This window comes from Neobacillus sp. KR4-4 (assembly GCF_042136325.1).
Taxonomy (GTDB): Bacteria; Bacillota; Bacilli; order Bacillales; family Cytobacillaceae; genus Neobacillus.
Window position 1 is genome coordinate 12557 of the sequence record NZ_JBHHJU010000007.1, and the last position, 18031, is coordinate 30587.

At 41.4% G+C, this 18031-nt stretch carries 11 protein-coding genes; 7 read left to right on the forward strand and 4 right to left on the reverse strand.

Annotated elements, in window-relative coordinates; translation table 11 throughout:
* Positions 1-50: 50 nt before the first annotated feature.
* The 4 genes from ACE198_RS09165 to ACE198_RS09180 form a co-directional block, all read right to left on the reverse strand.
* Positions 51-3779, reverse strand: a complete 3729-nt coding sequence (locus ACE198_RS09165; protein ID WP_375375311.1) for a S8 family serine peptidase — start codon at positions 3777-3779, stop codon at positions 51-53.
* A gap of 289 nt (positions 3780-4068) precedes the next feature.
* Positions 4069-5355: a helix-turn-helix domain-containing protein gene (locus tag ACE198_RS09170; protein WP_375375312.1), complete on the reverse strand. Its 1287-nt coding sequence runs from the start codon at positions 5353-5355 to the stop codon at positions 4069-4071.
* 201 nt (positions 5356-5556) lie between these two features.
* Positions 5557-6432 (reverse strand): processed acidic surface protein, encoded by an 876-nt coding sequence (locus tag ACE198_RS09175; RefSeq protein ID WP_375375313.1) that lies wholly within the window; start codon positions 6430-6432, stop codon positions 5557-5559.
* 288 nt (positions 6433-6720) lie between these two features.
* Positions 6721-8343 carry an ABC1 kinase family protein gene (locus ACE198_RS09180; RefSeq protein WP_375375314.1) on the reverse strand — a complete coding sequence of 541 codons (1623 nt, stop codon included), beginning with the start codon at positions 8341-8343 and terminating at the stop codon, positions 6721-6723.
* A gap of 605 nt (positions 8344-8948) precedes the next feature.
* Here ACE198_RS09180 and ACE198_RS09185 point away from each other — a divergent pair.
* The 7 genes from ACE198_RS09185 (at position 8949) to scpC (ending at position 17970) form a co-directional block, all read left to right on the forward strand.
* Complete coding sequence (locus ACE198_RS09185) at positions 8949-9641, forward strand: GntR family transcriptional regulator (RefSeq protein WP_375375315.1); 693 nt, start codon at positions 8949-8951, stop codon at positions 9639-9641.
* Positions 9642-9695: 54 nt separating this feature from the next.
* Positions 9696-10796: a mannonate dehydratase gene (gene uxuA, locus ACE198_RS09190; RefSeq protein WP_375375316.1), complete on the forward strand. Its 1101-nt coding sequence runs from the start codon at positions 9696-9698 to the stop codon at positions 10794-10796.
* A 125-nt stretch (positions 10797-10921) separates the two neighbouring features.
* Positions 10922-12457: an MFS transporter gene (locus tag ACE198_RS09195; protein ID WP_375375317.1), complete on the forward strand. Its 1536-nt coding sequence runs from the start codon at positions 10922-10924 to the stop codon at positions 12455-12457.
* 17 nt (positions 12458-12474) lie between these two features.
* Positions 12475-13908 carry a glucuronate isomerase gene (uxaC, locus tag ACE198_RS09200; RefSeq protein ID WP_375375318.1) on the forward strand — a complete coding sequence of 478 codons (1434 nt, stop codon included), beginning with the start codon at positions 12475-12477 and terminating at the stop codon, positions 13906-13908.
* A gap of 23 nt (positions 13909-13931) precedes the next feature.
* Positions 13932-15557, forward strand: a complete 1626-nt coding sequence (locus ACE198_RS09205; protein WP_375375319.1) for a mannitol dehydrogenase family protein — start codon at positions 13932-13934, stop codon at positions 15555-15557.
* 121 nt (positions 15558-15678) lie between these two features.
* On the forward strand, positions 15679-16323 hold the full coding sequence (locus ACE198_RS09210) for a LytTR family DNA-binding domain-containing protein (RefSeq protein ID WP_375375320.1): 645 nt from the start codon (positions 15679-15681) through the stop codon (positions 16321-16323).
* A 132-nt stretch (positions 16324-16455) separates the two neighbouring features.
* Complete coding sequence (gene scpC, locus ACE198_RS09215) at positions 16456-17970, forward strand: succinyl-CoA:acetate CoA-transferase ScpC (RefSeq protein WP_375375321.1); 1515 nt, start codon at positions 16456-16458, stop codon at positions 17968-17970.
* Positions 17971-18031 lie beyond the last annotated feature (61 nt).

The window sequence follows — 18031 nt, forward strand, 5'->3', positions numbered from 1 at the left end:
CAAATAAAAAGGCATCCTAATCAAAATTCATAGGACGCCTTTTAAATATATTACTTTAACCCATAAGCCTTAATAATTTCCTGACTGATGGTGTTACCTGCATTATCCCAGGCGCTGGCTCGAAGGGAGACATAGCTTCCAGGTGTTTTTGGATGTGTAACTTGGGCTGTCCAGCCATTAGCATCACGAACCAAATCTACCTTTTTCCAAGTTTGGCCTTCATCATAAGAAACTTCTAGAGTAGCACCATCCACTTTGCCGTTCTCTGGTGCACCAGGGACCTGAACTGCATTCAAGCCGAGTTGAATGGTGCGGCCAGCCTTCGAATCCCCGTTCATGTCAGTATCGACCTTATAGTCTAGCGAAAGCAGAGGTAATTCTGTCTTCCATTCTTCTTGCTGCTTAGACCAGAATGTCCACTCGGTATGGGTACGAACGGAAGTATTCCAACGTTCCGGATCGCGGGAAACATCACTCACTAATCGGTACTGAGTTTTTTCAGCCGGGTGCTGTATAAAGGAGTATAGCGCCTGTCCTTTTGCTTCCTTCACAAGCGTATCACCCTGATAAAACTTAAGTGTTTGTGGTCCCGGGTACTCTGTGTCTGCTCCTGTGTGTCCTAAGCCAGAATCAGCAAATGCAGGGATATTGAATGTAAAGCTGTTATTTGTACGATATGGTACCCAGAAACCAGTGCCCAAGCGCGGCCGAACCACTGGGGCAAACCATTCTTCCTCTAAATTCTGGCCAGGTTTGTATTTTGCCACTGGCTGACGTACTTCCCATTCTGCATCAAGCACGCTTGCCTGATGGTACCAGGATGTACCTTCCTGAGCCGATACCCATTCGGTTCGTACCGATGGAAGCGATAGCTTCATTTGGTAGCCTACTCCATTTGGGCGATATGCCGGGATATCCCAGCGGAACTCCCCGCCTGGTGCTTCGCGGTCTGATTTATACTGGGTATTAATTTTTACAAGATCCTTAGGCTTAGGTGCATAGGTTACATCTTTTGGAATGGCATGATCGTGATTGTCGATCAAATCATACACGTAGTCACTATCAGGATTTCCGTTAACGTTAAGTTTCGCATTTCCAGAACGAGCAGCCTTAATCAACTCTGCACCTTCTGTTCCGCTAATTGCTGCAACTGCGATTGGAACATCTTCATAATTTTCCGTTCCGGACCATTCACTCAATTCTTTAGGACCATCGTTTACGGTAATTAACAGTTTCGCACCTGCCGCAGTCGCTGCTGTGGCACGTTGCGCACCTGATACGTCGTTACTGCGTTCCACGATCACTGCTTTATCCTTCACATTCAGACCAGTGTAATCTTCTGGTGTACCTTTGCCAGCATAAACGGCATCCAGATTGTATTTACCATTTAGAAGTGTGCTTCCTGCCTGAGGGATATCATCCAATTCTTGGCCGCGGAAGTTAATGGTCAATACTGGTTCTGTTAGTCTCCAGCGTGTGTTCATTGTGAATTCGCCATCTTTTACAGCCTTCGTTGGAGCAGCGTACATTTTATCAATCCACACCGGCATAAGGTAGATGTCATTGACCGGGTTTCCGTTAATCGTACGGTAATACTCCATTTTTCTAAAATTAGCTTCATTCTCTTTTGGAACTTTTGCTGTGATTTCATTAGCCTTCCGGGCATCGAGCTCCACGGTTTTAGGTCCATCTAGCTTAACTTCAGGGTCACCGACCAATGCCACTCCGGCGTGATCCGTATCAGCATCGACATCCATCAAGGACATCACGGAATAGGTGTCAGGCACCAGTCGTAATTCCTTTGTTCCGTCGACAGCTATAAACTGCGGATCACCATCTGGACCAAGGACGTTAATGTAAGCAAGGGCGGGGGACCCATCTCGGTCAATTGCTTTAATGGTTAGAGGATATTTTTCCTCTTCTTTTATCATCCCTAACGCGGTATGCGCTACGGTTTTGCCATCTAAATTAGCAGAGATCTGTCCTTGATAACGAGCACCAAGAGCGCCAAACTGCGGGTCAACGGTTACAGTTACTTTCGTATTCCCATGAGCTGGAACGGTCACTTTATCTGTTGAAAGCTTTAGCAATCCAGCAGGGGTATCTGAACCACTGCCATCTGTAAAGTCTGCTGACAGGTCCAGAGTTACTTCCTGATCGCCATCATTCGTATACGTAATCGTCTTCTCTACAGGGGCATCCCCTTCATGCGGCCAATCAAAGAAGCCAAAATCCAATGATCCTGTTGCACGAACAGTGCCCAATGTGGCTACCGCCACGTCAAGGCGTCCAGTTCCACCCTCAAATGGTTTAATATCGTCGAGTTTTTTGGTTGTACTCATTAGAGCATCTTTCAATTCAGCACCAGTCCAATCAGGATGACGCTGGGAGAGAATCGCTGCTGCTCCAGCCACATGTGGCGTGGCCATTGACGTACCGTCCATCGTCAAATAATCGCCGCTGCCTTGTGAAGCATATTGGGAACGTGCCGCTTTAATCCCTACACCAGGGGCGGTAAGATCAGGCTTTAATCCTGAACTGCCAAAACGCGGTCCCTTAGAGGAGAACCATGCAAGTTGATCAGATTTATCAACCGCACCGACTGTAAGGGCAGAATCTGCCGCACCTGGTGAGCCAATGCCTTCAGCACCCGTGTTCCCGGCCGCAATAACAAACAGGGAACCTGTTTCTGCACTTAGGTTATTGACAGCTTGAGCCATCGGGTCCGTGCCATCACTTGACTCACTGCTTCCCAAACTCATGCTGACAATCTTGGCTTTGTGTGCAGCCCATTCCATTCCATCGATAATCCAAGAATCCTGACCGAAGCCATCATTATTAAGCACTTTCCCTACGAGGAGACTGGCTCCTGGTGCGACCCCTTTGTTGAGACCTCCGGAAGCTGCTCCTGTTCCAAGTACAGTAGAAGCAACATGGGTACCATGTGCATGATGGTCGAGCGCATCTTCACCAGGAACGAAACTCACGGCTTCTTCCAACTGGCCTGCTACATCGGGATGCTCTGAATCAATACCGGTGTCAAGGACAGCGACTTTAACGCCTTTGCCATCGTACCCCGCATTCCAGGCCGCAGGTGCCCCAATCTGTGGAACACTTTGTGCGAGTGTGGCTTCCACTTTCCCATCGAGCCAGATTTTCTCAATGCCTGGGGCCAGCACCGCCTTTGAAGTTTTAGACGGCTGAGTATTCTTCGTAATATCTTGCCAGAACTTCTTTGCTTCTTTTTTATTAGTAGAGAGTGCTGCCCCGTGAATGCTCTCCAGTTCATGCGTTTTCTTTGAACCTTTCGGAGCAGGTTTGGAGGCAGATGATTTCGTTTTCGATGGTGCGTATTGAACGATGACAGGCAATGTCGTCTGGCTGGCATCGTCATACCCGTCTGAAATAAGGGATGTGACGTTAAATAAATCTTTATCTAAAAAGCCGGAAGCTAAATAGGGCATCGCCTGATCTGGGATTACATATGTATCCTTGGCAATGGTGAGGATCCGCGCTCCGCTTTGTGCAGGATCAGCCGGTTCCACACTAATGACACTTTTTCCATCTGCCAGTCCTGTCACCGTGACCACATCACCGGTAATCAGCGTAATCACATGTTTGTCCTTATTTGCTAACACATTCAAGGCCTGTACATCCGAAGTTGTCGTATGTAAGGGACTCTTGGGCGGATCATCGGCAAACGCCTGAATCGTTGGAACGGCTAATAGGGCCGTCGTCATCATCGCCGCAAAATACTTCTTAAACGTTGGCTTTCTCATGATTCATTTTCTCCTCTACTAAAAAATTTTTGTTTACTAGATTTCACAATCCTCCTTTAAAAATGGGTGTTGGGCTTTTAAAGGTCTTTCTAGTTAAAAAGTATAGAGTGGATTTACTAGACTGTTTATCGGGAAAATTCTGATTTTTAAAGGGGGATGGGAGTGGAATGTCGATGTTATTTTTAAAGGAAAGGGGTGTAAATTCTAGCAAAATGAAGCCATCAACTTGGGACAATTTGATCAACTCGACAAAAAAAGACAATTGCGGCGAGGCAATTGTCGTGTAAATCTATCGTACATTCGCAGTTTTTAATTCAACGGGTGACCCAATATGGAATAGTTGATTCTTCAGGTGCTGGTTGGCAATATGAAGATAATGATTGGCCGAGGCGTAATCCTGTTTTTCTTCATAGTAAGAAGCAATGAGCTGGAGATATTTACTTCCACGATTTGTGGACAAATGATTTTCAATAATGGACAGTCCCTGGTTAATTAAATAGGTAATCAGCGCTTTTTGGGAACCAGCTGCCTCCAAATAGAGGACTTTTAACTCAATATAACGTGGGGATTTTTGATCTTGAATTGATTCTAACGCCCCCTTTAAAATTTCCATCGCTTTTTCGTTTTGACCATCCGCAATCAACGCCTCAGACAGAGAGGAGATTGTAATATAGTAAGAAGCTGAATTTTTTTCTTTGTGATGGAGCGCTTGAAAGTAATAGTCTAGAGATTCTGCCATTCTCCCTTGTCTGTAATACAAAAATCCGAGATTATGTAAGGAAAGCTCTTTTGTCTCTCTTTCTTGGAGGATGTCCGCATCAGATAAAATTTGCTCCAGTATTTCTTTGCCTTTTTCAAATTCACCGATGTGGATAAAATTAACGGCTAGTATCATTTTGACATAAACAATCCGCAAAAAGTTGTTGGTATTTTGAAAAACACGCAGGGCCTTGTAAGCATAATGAATCGATAAAGAATAGTGGCATAAATGTCCGTGCAAGGCCGACCGAAAATAATAGTATTCTGTAATCTTGGTTTCATATTGCTCTGCCTGCTCTTCGACACGGGAAAGATAGAGGAAAGCCTGCGGAAATTGTTCCATTTTTCCATAATAAATGCCCTGAAGTAGATTCCAGACATACTCTTCAAAGGGAGAAAATTTTGACACATAGCGATGAATGCCTGCTGAAGACTTTTCAAAGGTTGAAAAGTCATTTAATAGCAAAAAATAGCGCAGCTTATATAATTCGTATAAATAAATCATGTCTGTACATTGGATATATTCTTTTTCTTGCAGTAATTCTTGATAAAGAATGGTTGCTTTCTCTTGATGGTGCCTTTCCATCGTCTCGTAAAATATATCTAGCTTCTGCCGCAATTTCTGGCTTTTTTTGCTCTCATCTTCTAGTGAAATCGATAATCTGTCACATAACATTTGCAGGGTTTTCGGATTGGCTTCTTTGACATTGTTTTCAATTTTACTTAAGTGCGTCACCGAGCAAATGCCTTGGCAAAGCTGTTCCTGCGTCTTATTCTGCTTCCTGCGATGATAATAAATCACTTTTCCAATTGACATAAAACAAACCCACTCTCCTATCATCGAAGTCTTGCTCTCTATTATTATATTTATCCTTGGGCTAATTGAAATAGAAAAGATTTAAGTGCGTTACAAAAGATGCCTATTTGCACTGTTCTTTAAAGCACACAAATAGTAAAAAATAAAAATAAAGCCGTTCTCACTTTTAATGAGAAAGGCTTTATGTTCATTCTAAAATAATTATTTTAAACCCTTTCGAGCATCTTCATATTTCTCTTCATGCATATGGTCTACATAATCATCTGAAATCTCACCTAAATGAATCATGTCTTCCCCATCTACAATAGCTTCCATCGATTCAAAATACTCTCTAGGGATGTTAAAATCGATGAGCAGTTCCCCTGAAGTACTATAGATACTGCCATATAAAGTGCCTGGAGGTTCTTTCATTTTTAGTAAATCCTTTAAAGTTACAGCCTTACCGTCAGCTTTAAAGTTCACTTTAACTTCATACAGGGCAATAGTTTGCTCTAATAAACGAACCATCTCATCAAGGTCTTCATCGCTTAGTTGGGAAGGATCTTCTACAGTCATTAAATGTTCCCACAGTGTATCGTTTGTTGTCATTTGGTCTAGTTGGTCTTTATTTTTTTCTTCCACTTCCGCTAAATAGTTGAAAAATCTCTCTGCTTCTTCTTCTGTTATGCCCGTATCCGATAATGCTTTTTCTACTTCCGCCATACTTTTATCGGCACTAATATAAAATTCAACTGTTGAATCCAAATCGTTGATAAACTTATATTCTTTTACCGAGTCTCCAAAATGGTCCATTAAGTCATTTAGTTCTTTTTCAGTTAGACCATATTTGATTAGTAAATCCTGATAATTTTTCGAGTTAATGGGCGGACCCAGGAGTTCTTTTAGGCCTGTCATTGTATATTCATCTAAAGGAATTTCGTAGTAATCAATATACTCCAGAAATTCTTGTTTCGTCCATCCTATATCGGCTAAATACTGTTTTATTTCATTTTCAGACGGAGCTGCTTGAGCAGAGGGAGCACTGAATAGAAATGGGAGTAAAAGAAAGCCTATTAGCATAAGTTTTATTTTGACCATTAGTACCCTCCTTTATAGATGTTGCATTAATAATTTCCCCTTTTTGAACCATATTAAAAATGCAAATAATTTCTAATAAATCTTCACAAGGATATTCCCTTCATTTTTCTAAAATACTGGGTATCAACTGATTGCTATGAACAATAATAATATTGAAGTTAGTTAAGCGATTCAAAGTAAACCCAATTGACATGCCATATCGGTTTTGTATAGTAGGTGGCGAAGATGATGATTGGAGATTTGAAGTTGCTAGGGCCGCCAGAACCTTCCCTGTGGTCTCCCCTAAATTTAAACTCTCCGTTTCTCATGCATATATTTCATCCATTTCTTCAATTTATAACTGCAAACGATATACCCTGTAAGCGAGACCGCAGCGACTCCTGCGGACAGCTGCCAGATGAGGTCGTATGAGGTATAGAGTCCGGCGGCTATGCCTGTCATCCCGAAGAGGGTTAACTGGAATAATTGCTTTTTCGTATTTTCATAGATGGTGAATTGGAATTGCCTCCGCTGTTCGACTTCCTTTAACTGCTCCAATTTTTGCGGGGCATTCAGGAATTCGGTTATGGAGTGAAAGATTTTGAAGATTGGCTGTGATTGGAGCCATTGCCAGACGAACAGCCATTTATTATTCCCTTGCTTGTTTAACCACTCCATAAACACAGGTTTTCCTAACTCTAAGATCTCTGCCTCTGGCGCTAAGTTACGGATTATTCCTTCAATCGTGACAACGGAACGGCCTAAAAAGACAAATCTGGTTGGTATTTGAATGGGGAGCGCTTGAATCATATCATTAATTTCCATCTTAAAAGCGAGCAGGTCCATTTCTTTTAATTGGGCCGGCTGAAAGGTGATAAATTCCGCTAAAATTCGCTCGATTGTTCTTGATTCTGCTTCAGGGAGCAAAACGCCTAAATGAAACAAGCAATCGACGGCCTTCGGGTAGTTTTTAGCGAGAAAGCTTTCAATTAGACCTTGAAAATAACCGGCATCCTTTTTGGAAAGTTCTCCAACCATTCCAAAGTCTAGTAAAATGATTTTCCCTTCCTTTGAGACAAGCACATTTCCGGGATGGGGGTCGGCATGGAAGGGGCCGGGCTCCATCCATTGTGGCAGGAATACTTTCATCAGCCGTTGCGCCAGTTCCTGACGACTTACGGGTAATTGGTCGATGGCCTCGTTATTGGTCAGTCGTAATCCTTCAACCCATTCCATGACCAGCACATTTACGGTACTCAACTCGGCATACACCGATGGAATATGGACCGTATCCATCTCCTTAAACCGCTCTTTAAAGCTCAGGATGGTGATCAGTTCTTGGGAATAGTCCAGTTCGCGTTCAATCACTTGCTTTACTTCTTTAAAAAGAACTTTAAAATTCATAAAACCCTTTGGAAGAGGGACTAGGTGGTTCACAAACCACATGACAATACTTAATATACGAAAGTCGGTGTCGACAATGGAATCAATATACGGGCGTTTCACTTTAATGGCGACTTCGGTTCCATCGTGGAGCATGCCCTTATACACTTCTCCAATTGATGCCGAAGCAATCGCTGTTTTTTCTATTGATTGAAAATGCTGCTGATACAAGTGTCCCCATTCTTTTTCTAATATTTCCTGAATCTCGCTCCAATCCGAAGGGGGGACTTTATCTGTCATGTCTTCGATTTGACTGATAAAGGCAGGTGGCAGCAAATCGGCACGCGTGCTGAGGATTTGTCCCAGTTTGATGAGCAAGCCTTCTAAATCAAATAGAGTCTGGCGAAACCGTTCTCCGATGGTCCCCCAGAGTTTTTCCCACTCCGCTTTCGGTTTTCTGCGGATCTTATACCAATAAATTTGCAAGAAAATGCTAAAGGCTAAAGAAAGGACCTTCGACATCCGCACCAGCTTATTTTTCGTCTTCATCCGAATCCCCACAATCCCTTTCAAGTTTTACTGTTTATAACGATTTTGATAGATGGTAAGTTTCAGTACTAGTGTGGTCACTCATTATAGTGTGATGTAAATTTCTGCTATTTTATTTTAACATTTTGTCATCACCGTAGAATATTCTTGTGACTAAAATTTGGAGGAGAATTTATGAATAATAGATTGTAAATGTTAACCAATAAGAGTTAATTGTGCCCGTCTATGTTAAAAAAGGTGGTAAACGGTAATGAATAGCCGATAATTGTGCCCGTTCAAGTAATAAAAGGTGGTAGACGGTAACGAATAGCTGATAATTGTGCCCGCCCAAGTAATAAAAGGTGGTAGACGGTAACGAATAGGGGCCGCGCCGCACCGCACCGTACTAAATTAACGAAATCTACCAATCTAAATCATTTGCAAAAGTTGCCGCTCCATTGAATAACAACAGAAAACGCTTGCAAAAAAATAGAGAGCGCTTTATAATGAGCTCATAACTACCATATTAGTATATTAATATGTCGGTAATACCTGAAAAGGAGGTACATCTTATAATTCTCATTTGATATACTATGTGCAGTATAGAAAAGAGAAGAGGATAACGAATGGCAAACAACACCGTAAATGCAAAAGAATTTGCGTATGAAGAAATAAAAGCAGAAATATTAAGATTAAAATTAATTCCTGGTACAAAAATCTCTGAAAAGACGATATCGGACCGATTGAATGTCAGTCGGACGCCGATCAGAGAAGCCTTTTTAAAATTAGCCCAGGAAGAATTGTTAACCATCATCCCGCAAAGCGGTACCTTCGTCTCGCTAATTAATTTGGAGCTTGCCGAAGAGGCACGATTTGTTCGCGAGGTCATTGAGACAAATATTGTCGGATTATGCTGTGAACACGTTTCGGAAGAATCGGCTTTTAATTTAGAAGTCAACTTGAAAATGCAAGAGCATCTTGTAAGTAATCATATAGAGAAACAACAAATCGAAAAATTTACCAATTTGGATGAAAATTTCCATAAGGAGCTATTTATCGCTTGTGGAAAAGAACGCACCTGGCGAATGATTCAAAACATGGCCGGTCATCTCAATCGGTTTAGAATGTTACGAATCATCGATACAAAAAATTTGGACTGGGATTTATTACTGTCACATCACAAAGAAATTTATCAGGCCATTTCAGAAAAAAATAAAGAAAAAGCAGAAGCGCTGATGAAGGAACATTTGCGACTGATGTTATCGGAGAAAGACATTTTACTTCAAGCATTCCCAGAATATTTTTATACACAGGAATAGAGATCATATTTATTTTTTGAGAAGCGGGAAAGCGCTCACAAGGGAGAGAACAACATGCAAATGACATTTCGTTGGTACGGAGAGGGCAATGACTCCATTACGTTAAAACAAATCCGCCAGATTCCAGGAATCAAAGGGGTCGTTTGGGCGCTGCATGATGTGCCCGTCGGAGAGGTTTGGCCGGTTGAAAGAATTGAAGAAGTAGTAAAACAAGCAAAAGAGTACGAATTCAATACCGAAGTGGTTGAGAGTGTTAATATTCATGAAGATATTAAACTTGGTTTGCCTACAAGAGACCACTATATTCAGACGTATAAACAAACCTTGAAAAATTTAAGCCAATTCGGTGTGAAGGTCGTATGCTATAACTTTATGCCAGTCTTTGATTGGTTCCGGACCGACTTATTTAAAGAGATGGAAGATGGAAGCACCGCCTTATTCTTCGATGCCCAAAAAGTTCTCGCATTAACACCAGAACAAGTCGTAAAGAATATGGAAGAAAACCAAAAAGACTTCACCCTTCCAGGTTGGGAGCCTGAAAGATTAACAGATTTACAGCGTCTCTTTGATTTATATAAGGATATTACTGAAGTGGATTTATTAGAAAACTTAACTTACTTCTTGAAGGAAGTATGTCCGGTGGCAGAAGAATGTGGAATTAAGATGGCCATTCATCCGGATGATCCGCCATTCTCTATCTTTGGTTTACCACGGATTGTCAAAAACAAAGAGGATATTGGGCGGCTGTTACGTGCAGTGGATAGTCCAGCCAATGGGTTAACTTTCTGCTCTGGTTCGTTAGGTGGAAATCTTGCGAATGATTTGGTGGATATTGTCAACTCCTTCGCCGATCGGATCGCTTTTGCCCATATTCGCAATGTAAAACATTTTGAGGATGGCAGTTTTATTGAATCCGCTCACCGCGTTGAAGATGGTTCCTTACCGATTACAGGCATCATAAATGCCCTCTATGAAAATGGATTTGATGGGTATATTCGCCCCGACCATGGCAGACATATTTGGGATGAAGTATGCAGACCAGGATATGGCCTATATGATCGTGCGTTAGGCGCCATGTATTTACAAGGTGCTTGGGATACAAATGTGTCATTGAAAAATGGAGCAGCTCCTAAGAAAACAATGCAAACGGTTTAAGCTTCGTTGTCTATCAAGAAGTAAGGAAGGAACATGACCGAAATCGTTCCTTTTCTTATATTGCTGATGAAAGCGTTTTACCTGGTTCTGTTTTATATTTCTCATAATTATAGGGAGGCGTTATCATGCCTAGAAAGAATAAGGAAATTTCGCTAAAAACTAGTATTGGCTTTGGTTTAACCGATATGATGGGTGGAGGAGCCTTTACCATTATTGGGGCTTGGCTGCTATTCTTCTTCACCACGTTTGCTGGCTTGTCACCGGTTCAAGCGGCATCCATTATCGCGATTGCCCGGATCGTGGATGCCGTCGTCAGTTTATTCATGGGAAGCTTTTCGGATAACTTTTTTAAATTTAAATTGGGTAGAAAATATGGACGGCGCAGATTTTTCTTACTGTTGGGCGCCCCGTTAATGCTTGTATACGTGTTGCTATGGGTAACCGGAATGAACTATTTTTATTACTTACTGACGTTTTTAGCTTTTGAAATCATCGCCGCTATGATCTTAATCCCCTGGGAAACACTGCCTTCCGAAATGACAACAGATTTTAATAAGAGAACGAAATTATCAACGGCAAGAATGTTTATATCAGGTACAGGTACATTTTTGGCCACCTTTATTCCAGGTCAATTATTTGGAGTATTAGGACAAGATAATCCGATGGCATTCTTGGTTAACGGTGCCCTGTTTGCTGTCATCTTTGCAGTTTGTATTTATATTTCTTTCCGCTCCACATGGGAAAGAGAGGTTTCTCCAGAAGAGATGGCGCAATTTGCGACACAAAAGAAAGAGAAGAAGAGTGTTGCTGAAAATGTAAAAGTTATTTCCAAAACGCTTGTTGATTTTGCTTCTACGTTTAAAGTAAAAAGTTTTCGCAAACATTTACTTATCTATATTTGCTCGATGACCGCTAAAGATGCCTTTAACGCTGTGTTTGTTTTTTACTGTGTGTATGCATTACATAGTACGTCAGAAGTTGCGGCCAATTTGCTTTCCTTTAGTATTATCGGACTTCCTGGCGCGATTATTTATGGATTTTTAATGATCAAGATTGGGCCGGCTAATTTAGCAAAAATTTCTTATTCAACGATGATCCTTTGTGTATTTGGATACGGGGCTGTCTATTACTTCCATCCAAGTAACTTAATTATTACGTTAGGAATTATCTCATTTGTCTACCAAATTGGAAGAAGTATGCTAGAATTCGTACCTTGGAACGTATTCCCATTTATTCCTGATGTAGACGAAATGATTACGAAACAACGCCGCGAAGGGATCTTTGCATCTGTTATGACATTCTTTAGAAAGTCTTCTGTTGCACTTGCGACTTTCTTAGTTGGGGCCATTTTGGAGGCTGGAGGTTTTGTTCAAAAAGCAACAACACAACCAGAAGGTGCCGTTCATACAATCATAGGTATCATGCTAATTGGGGTGGTTGGACTACTTCTTGTTGCATTAATTACTGCTTTTACATTTAAATTAAATAAAGAAACACATGGTATTCTTGTAGATGAAATCAACCGCTTGAAAAACAACGGCAGCAAAGACAAGGTTACTCCAAAAACAAAAGAAGTGGTCGAAGCACTTACAGGTTATAAATATGAAAAGCTATGGGGCGGCCGCACACCAGCTGACTATCCTCGTACAAAAGCGAATTAATAAGAGGGGCGAATCAAATGAAAGCATTTATGGACAAAGATTTCTTGCTTCAATCAGAAACAGCAAAAGTGCTCTATCATGACTTTGCTGCTAAAATGCCAATCTATGATTATCATTGTCACTTAGATCCAAGCGAAATCTATGAAAATAAAAGATATAAAAATATCACCGAATTATGGCTGGGCGGCGACCATTATAAATGGCGGGCGATGAGAGCCAATGGAGTGGAAGAATACTACATTACGGGGGATGCTGAGGACTACGAAAAATTTGTCAAATGGGCTGAAACTGTTGAAAAATTGATGGGAAACCCGCTCTATCATTGGACTCATTTGGAGTTGAAACAATATTTTAATGTCGATACCGTCTTAAAAGGGTCGACGGCCAAAGAAATTTGGGAAACCTGTAATGAGAAGATCCAGAGCCCAAATTTCTCAGCAAGAAGTTTGATCGAGCAATCAAATGTAGCGCTCATCGGAACAACTGACGATCCAATTGATGATTTGCGGTATCATAAATTACTACAAGCGGATAGGGATTTCTCAACCACGGTTTTGCCGGCATTTCGACCGGACGTTGTCATGGCGATTCAACAGACGCAGCCATGGGCGGATTATGTGGGCAAGCTAAGCAAACTGACTGGGATTGAGATTACTGATTTCACCCAGCTAATCAATGCGTTAGAAAGTCGAATGGATTATTTTGCGGAAATGGGCTGTAAATTATCCGATCACAGTATCGAGACCGTTGTCTATGAAACAGCCACGGAACAAGAACTCGATGCCATTGTGCAAAAGGCTTTGAATAACGAGCCGATCTCATTGAAGGAAAATAATCAATTTCTAACGCAGTTACTTGTAAGACTTGGTATGGCTTATCACAAGCGCGGCTGGGTTATGCAATACCATATTGGAGCATTGAGAAGTGCCAACACTCGTCTGTTCCGTGCGATAGGGCCGAATGTCGGTGTCGACTCTTTCCGGGATGAGCCCATTGCTGTTCCTCTCTCGCGATTGTTGGATGAGCTTGATCAAGATCAGCAGCTTCCAAAAACGATTCTCTATGGCTTGAATCCGAAAGATAATGAAGTGCTGGCAGCGATGGCTGGTAATTTCCAAGAAGGCGGAATCCCATCTAAAGTACAGTTTGGTTCGGCCTGGTGGTTTAACGATCATATGGATGGCATGGTTGCACAAATGAAAATCCTTGGTAATCTTGGTTTACTATCCCGATTTATCGGCATGTTGACCGATTCGCGCAGCTTTTTATCATACAGCCGCCATGAATACTTTAGAAGAATCCTTTGTAATATTGTCGGTAATTGGGTTGAAAATGGAGAATACCCCAATGATTTAGAATGGTTAGGGCAATTTGTCCAGGATATCTCCTATAACAACGCACTGGAATATTTTAATTTTCAACTCAAGTCTGTAAAAGTGCCGTTGGCGTAATGAAGTTTGAAGGAGGAACCGCATTGCTATTACTAGAAAAATCCCAGCTAAAAACCAATAAGGATCAATTTGAAAAGATCGGGATTAAGACTCCCGCCTTTAATTTTGAAGAAGTTTGGGAAGAAACAAAAAAGGAACCGATCTGGTTACATTTCGGCGGAGGAAATCTTTTTAGAGCGTTCCATTCTGTGTTACAGCAGCATTTGATTGAGCAGAATGAAACCAATAAAGGGATCATTGTAGCTTCCACCTCCGATGATGCCTTGATTCAAAAAATCTATCAACCTTATGATAATTTAAGCCTCGATGTTGTCATGAAAGCGGATGGCTCATTAGATATGGAAGTAATCGCAAGTGTGGCTGAAAGTATTGCTACTTATAACGGTCCATCCTCATGGCAGCGTTTAAAAGAAGTGGCCAGTCATCCATCCCTGCAATTCATTTCCCTTTCAATTACCGAAAAAGGGTATGACTTAAAGGATATGAATGGGGAGATTCGAGCGTCGCTTCGTGAAGAAATCGAGCAGGGACAGGATCAGCCGAGTCAACATACGATGATTTTGCTGGCATCGCTTTTACATGACAGATACAATGGTGGAAAAGCACCGTTAGCACTCGTAAGTACAGATAATTTCTCCCATAATGGAGATAAGCTGAAAGAGGCTATTATGACGGTTGCTTCCATATGGAAGGAAAATGGTGTGGTTGAGCAGGGTTTTATCGATTATTTGAATGATGAATCGAACATCACCTTCCCTTGGAGTATGATTGATAAAATTACACCGCTTCCTTCTGTAACCGTACAAGAACAATTAACAAACCTAGGATTTGGCAGTGCCGAACTCATTCCAAAAAGAAAAAATGGGTCGCTCGTGGCTCCATTTGTGAATACGGAGGAATCTGAATACCTCGTAATTGAGGACCGTTTTCCAAACGGAAGACCGGCGTTAGAAAAAGCAGGCGTCTACTTTACCGACCAAGTAGTGGTCGACCTTGTCGAACGAATGAAAGTGTGTACCTGTTTAAATCCCCTTCATACCGCCTTAGCAATCTTTGGCTGCTTACTTGAGTATACCTCGATTGCGGATGAAATGAAGGATGCTGATTTAAAAGCATTAGTAGAAAAAATCGGCTATGATGAAGGGATGAAAGTTGTCACTGACCCTGGAATTATTGATCCAATGGAATTTATAAAAGAAGTCATTGAAGTCCGTTTTCCAAATCCTAATATTCCCGACACACCACAACGAATTGCGTCCGATACATCACAGAAGCTGGGAATTCGCTTTGGGGAAACGATTAAATTATATCTAGAAAGAGAAGACCTAGATGTCAATGATTTATCATTTATCCCATTAACGATTGCTGCTTGGTGCCGTTATCTGTTGGGCGTAAATGATGCCGGAAAAGAAATGAACATTAGTCCGGATCCGCTTTTAGAAGATTTACAGTTACATCTTCAAAAGGTGGAATTTGGTAACGCTGATTCAGTCGGTAGTCATTTACGGCCCATTCTCTCCAACCAAAGAATCTTTGGTATCGATTTGTATGAAGTTGGCTTGGGGGAAAAAGTAGAAGAATTCTTCAAGCAGCTGATCAAAGGACCAGGTGCAGTTAGAACGACATTGCATCATCAAATCCATGTATAACGGAAAGAAGTGACTCAGAGACTTGGACAACAAGTTTTTGAGTCACTTTTTTTTAAAAATCCAATTCAGTTCAACTTGGTGTTCATGATAGTAGTATAATAATCAATGAGGTGCTAATCGTATGAAAGAAATAACTATAGGATCACTGCTAGAGACCATCGGTGAATTATTTTCAGATGAAATATCCATTGCGGTTTCGAATACAAAAGAATATATCTACTATCGGCCAAGTAAACGAATTGATTTGAAAATTAGCCCTGGCGATCCTGTAAAGGAAGGGACGATTGCCCATAATGCATTGGTGACGGGTCAAAAGGTCTCTGAGTTTATTAATCGGGATGTTTTTGGTGTTCCTTATCATGGAATGGCGGTGCCATTTTTACATAATGGACAGCTTGAGGGGTGTGTAACAGCGATATATCCTGCTTTAACAGATGGGAAATCGGTCGTTACCGTGAAAACATTGGATGGCTGGATTCCCATTCCTTTTTCAAAGGTCGTTTATTTAGAATCCAAAGATAAGAAGACGAGTGTTTATTCAGAAGTGGTGTCAGGCACTCATAAATACTCCCTTCAAGAATTTGAATATCTGCTTCCGAAGGATTCCTTTATTAGATGCCATCGCTCATTTATTGTGAATGTTAATCATATTAAAGAGATTCATCCTGATACTCATTCGACCTTTTTGCTCTCTATGGATAATGGTGAGCGGGTACCTGTTAGCCAGTCCTACTCTAGTTATTTTCGAAAACTTCTAGGATTCTAGATACTTCTGCTTTGGAGCCTAAATTTGCTGTTTTATCAGAATATTTCGTATCGTACTCCATAATTTCCCATCTTGATGATGTAAATAGGTAAAATGAGGATAATACTTATTTACGAAGCGAGGGATTTGTTTATGGAGAAACATGTGGAGCGAATAAGAGATTCTCGTCTAAGAGACCGAGTGGTTACGGCTAAAGAAGCGGCTGCCTGGATTGAAAACGGAATGACGTTGGGTTTAAGTGGGTTTACACGAGCGGGTGATGTGAAAGCGGTGCCAGTGGCGTTAGTCAACCGAGTAAAGGATGATGAATGGTTTAAAGTCAATGTCTATACAGGAGCCTCCTTAGGGTCGGATGTTGATAAATTGTTTGCTGAAGCGGGGATTTTAGGAAAAAGATTGCCTTTCCAAGCCGATGCCACTATGAGAAGAGGAATCAATCAAGGTGACTTTTTATTTGTTGATCAGCATTTGTCCCACACAGCAGAGTTGATTCGGTCCGATGTACTGAATATAGATGTCGCTATTTTGGAAGCGGTTGCAGTAACGGAGGATGGAATGGTGATTCCAACCACTTCGATTGGAAATTCCTTATCGTTTGCCTTAAATGCCAAGTCTATTATTATTGAGATCAATATGGCTCAATCTCCCCAGCTAGAAGGATTGCACGATTTATATGAACCTGGAAAACAAGGATCAAGGCTTCCTATTCCGCTCGTTAAACCTGATGATCGAATTGGAATGATTGGCATTCCAATTGATGTTGAAAAAGTAAAGGGGATTGTGTTTACAAACCAACTTGATTCCCCATCGACAATTGTTCCACCAGATGAAGATACGGAGATCATGGCACAGCATTTAATAGATTTTCTTCGAAAAGAAGTAAAGACAGGCCGATTAACAGAACGTCTAGCGCCAATACAATCGGGTATTGGTTCGGTGGCTAATGCTGTCCTGCATGGAATGTTAGATTCAGAGTTTGAAGATTTGGTAGTCTATTCGGAGGTGTTACAGGATGCGGTGTTTGATCTCATGGATGCTGGAAAAGTACGCTTTGCTTCTTGTTGCTCCATCACGCTTTCTGAAGCAAAACACCAGCAGGTATTTTCCAATTTTGAACAGTATCGTAATAAATTAATGATGCGCCCGCAGGAAATTTCGAATCATCCCGAAATCATTCGCCGCCTGGGATTAATCTCCATAAATACGGCTTTAGAATTGGATATCTACGGAAATATCAATTCCACTCATGTTTCGGGTGCAAGAATGATGAACGGTATAGGTGGTTCTGGAGATTTTGCAAGAAATGCCCGTCTAGCTATCTTTGTCACTAAATCCATTGCAAAAGCCGGTAATATTTCAAGCATTGTGCCTTTTGTCTCTCATGTAGACCATACTGAACACGATGTTGATGTGATCGTCACTGAACAAGGATATGCTGACCTAAGAGGATTGGCACCAAGGGAAAGGGTGGAGAAGATTATTGAGAATTGTGCGCATCCAATGTATCGCGATCAGCTACGAGCCTATTACCAGGAAGCACTAACAAGAGGCGGGCAAACTCCTCATGTTTTAGAAAAAGCTTTTTCTTGGCATACGAATTATGCCAAAAATGGAACGATGCTTGAAGCGGTATTAGAAACGTTATAGATTTACATTTGCTACGATTATGGTAACTCTGAAAAAAGCTGAATGGAGAAAATCTCCATTC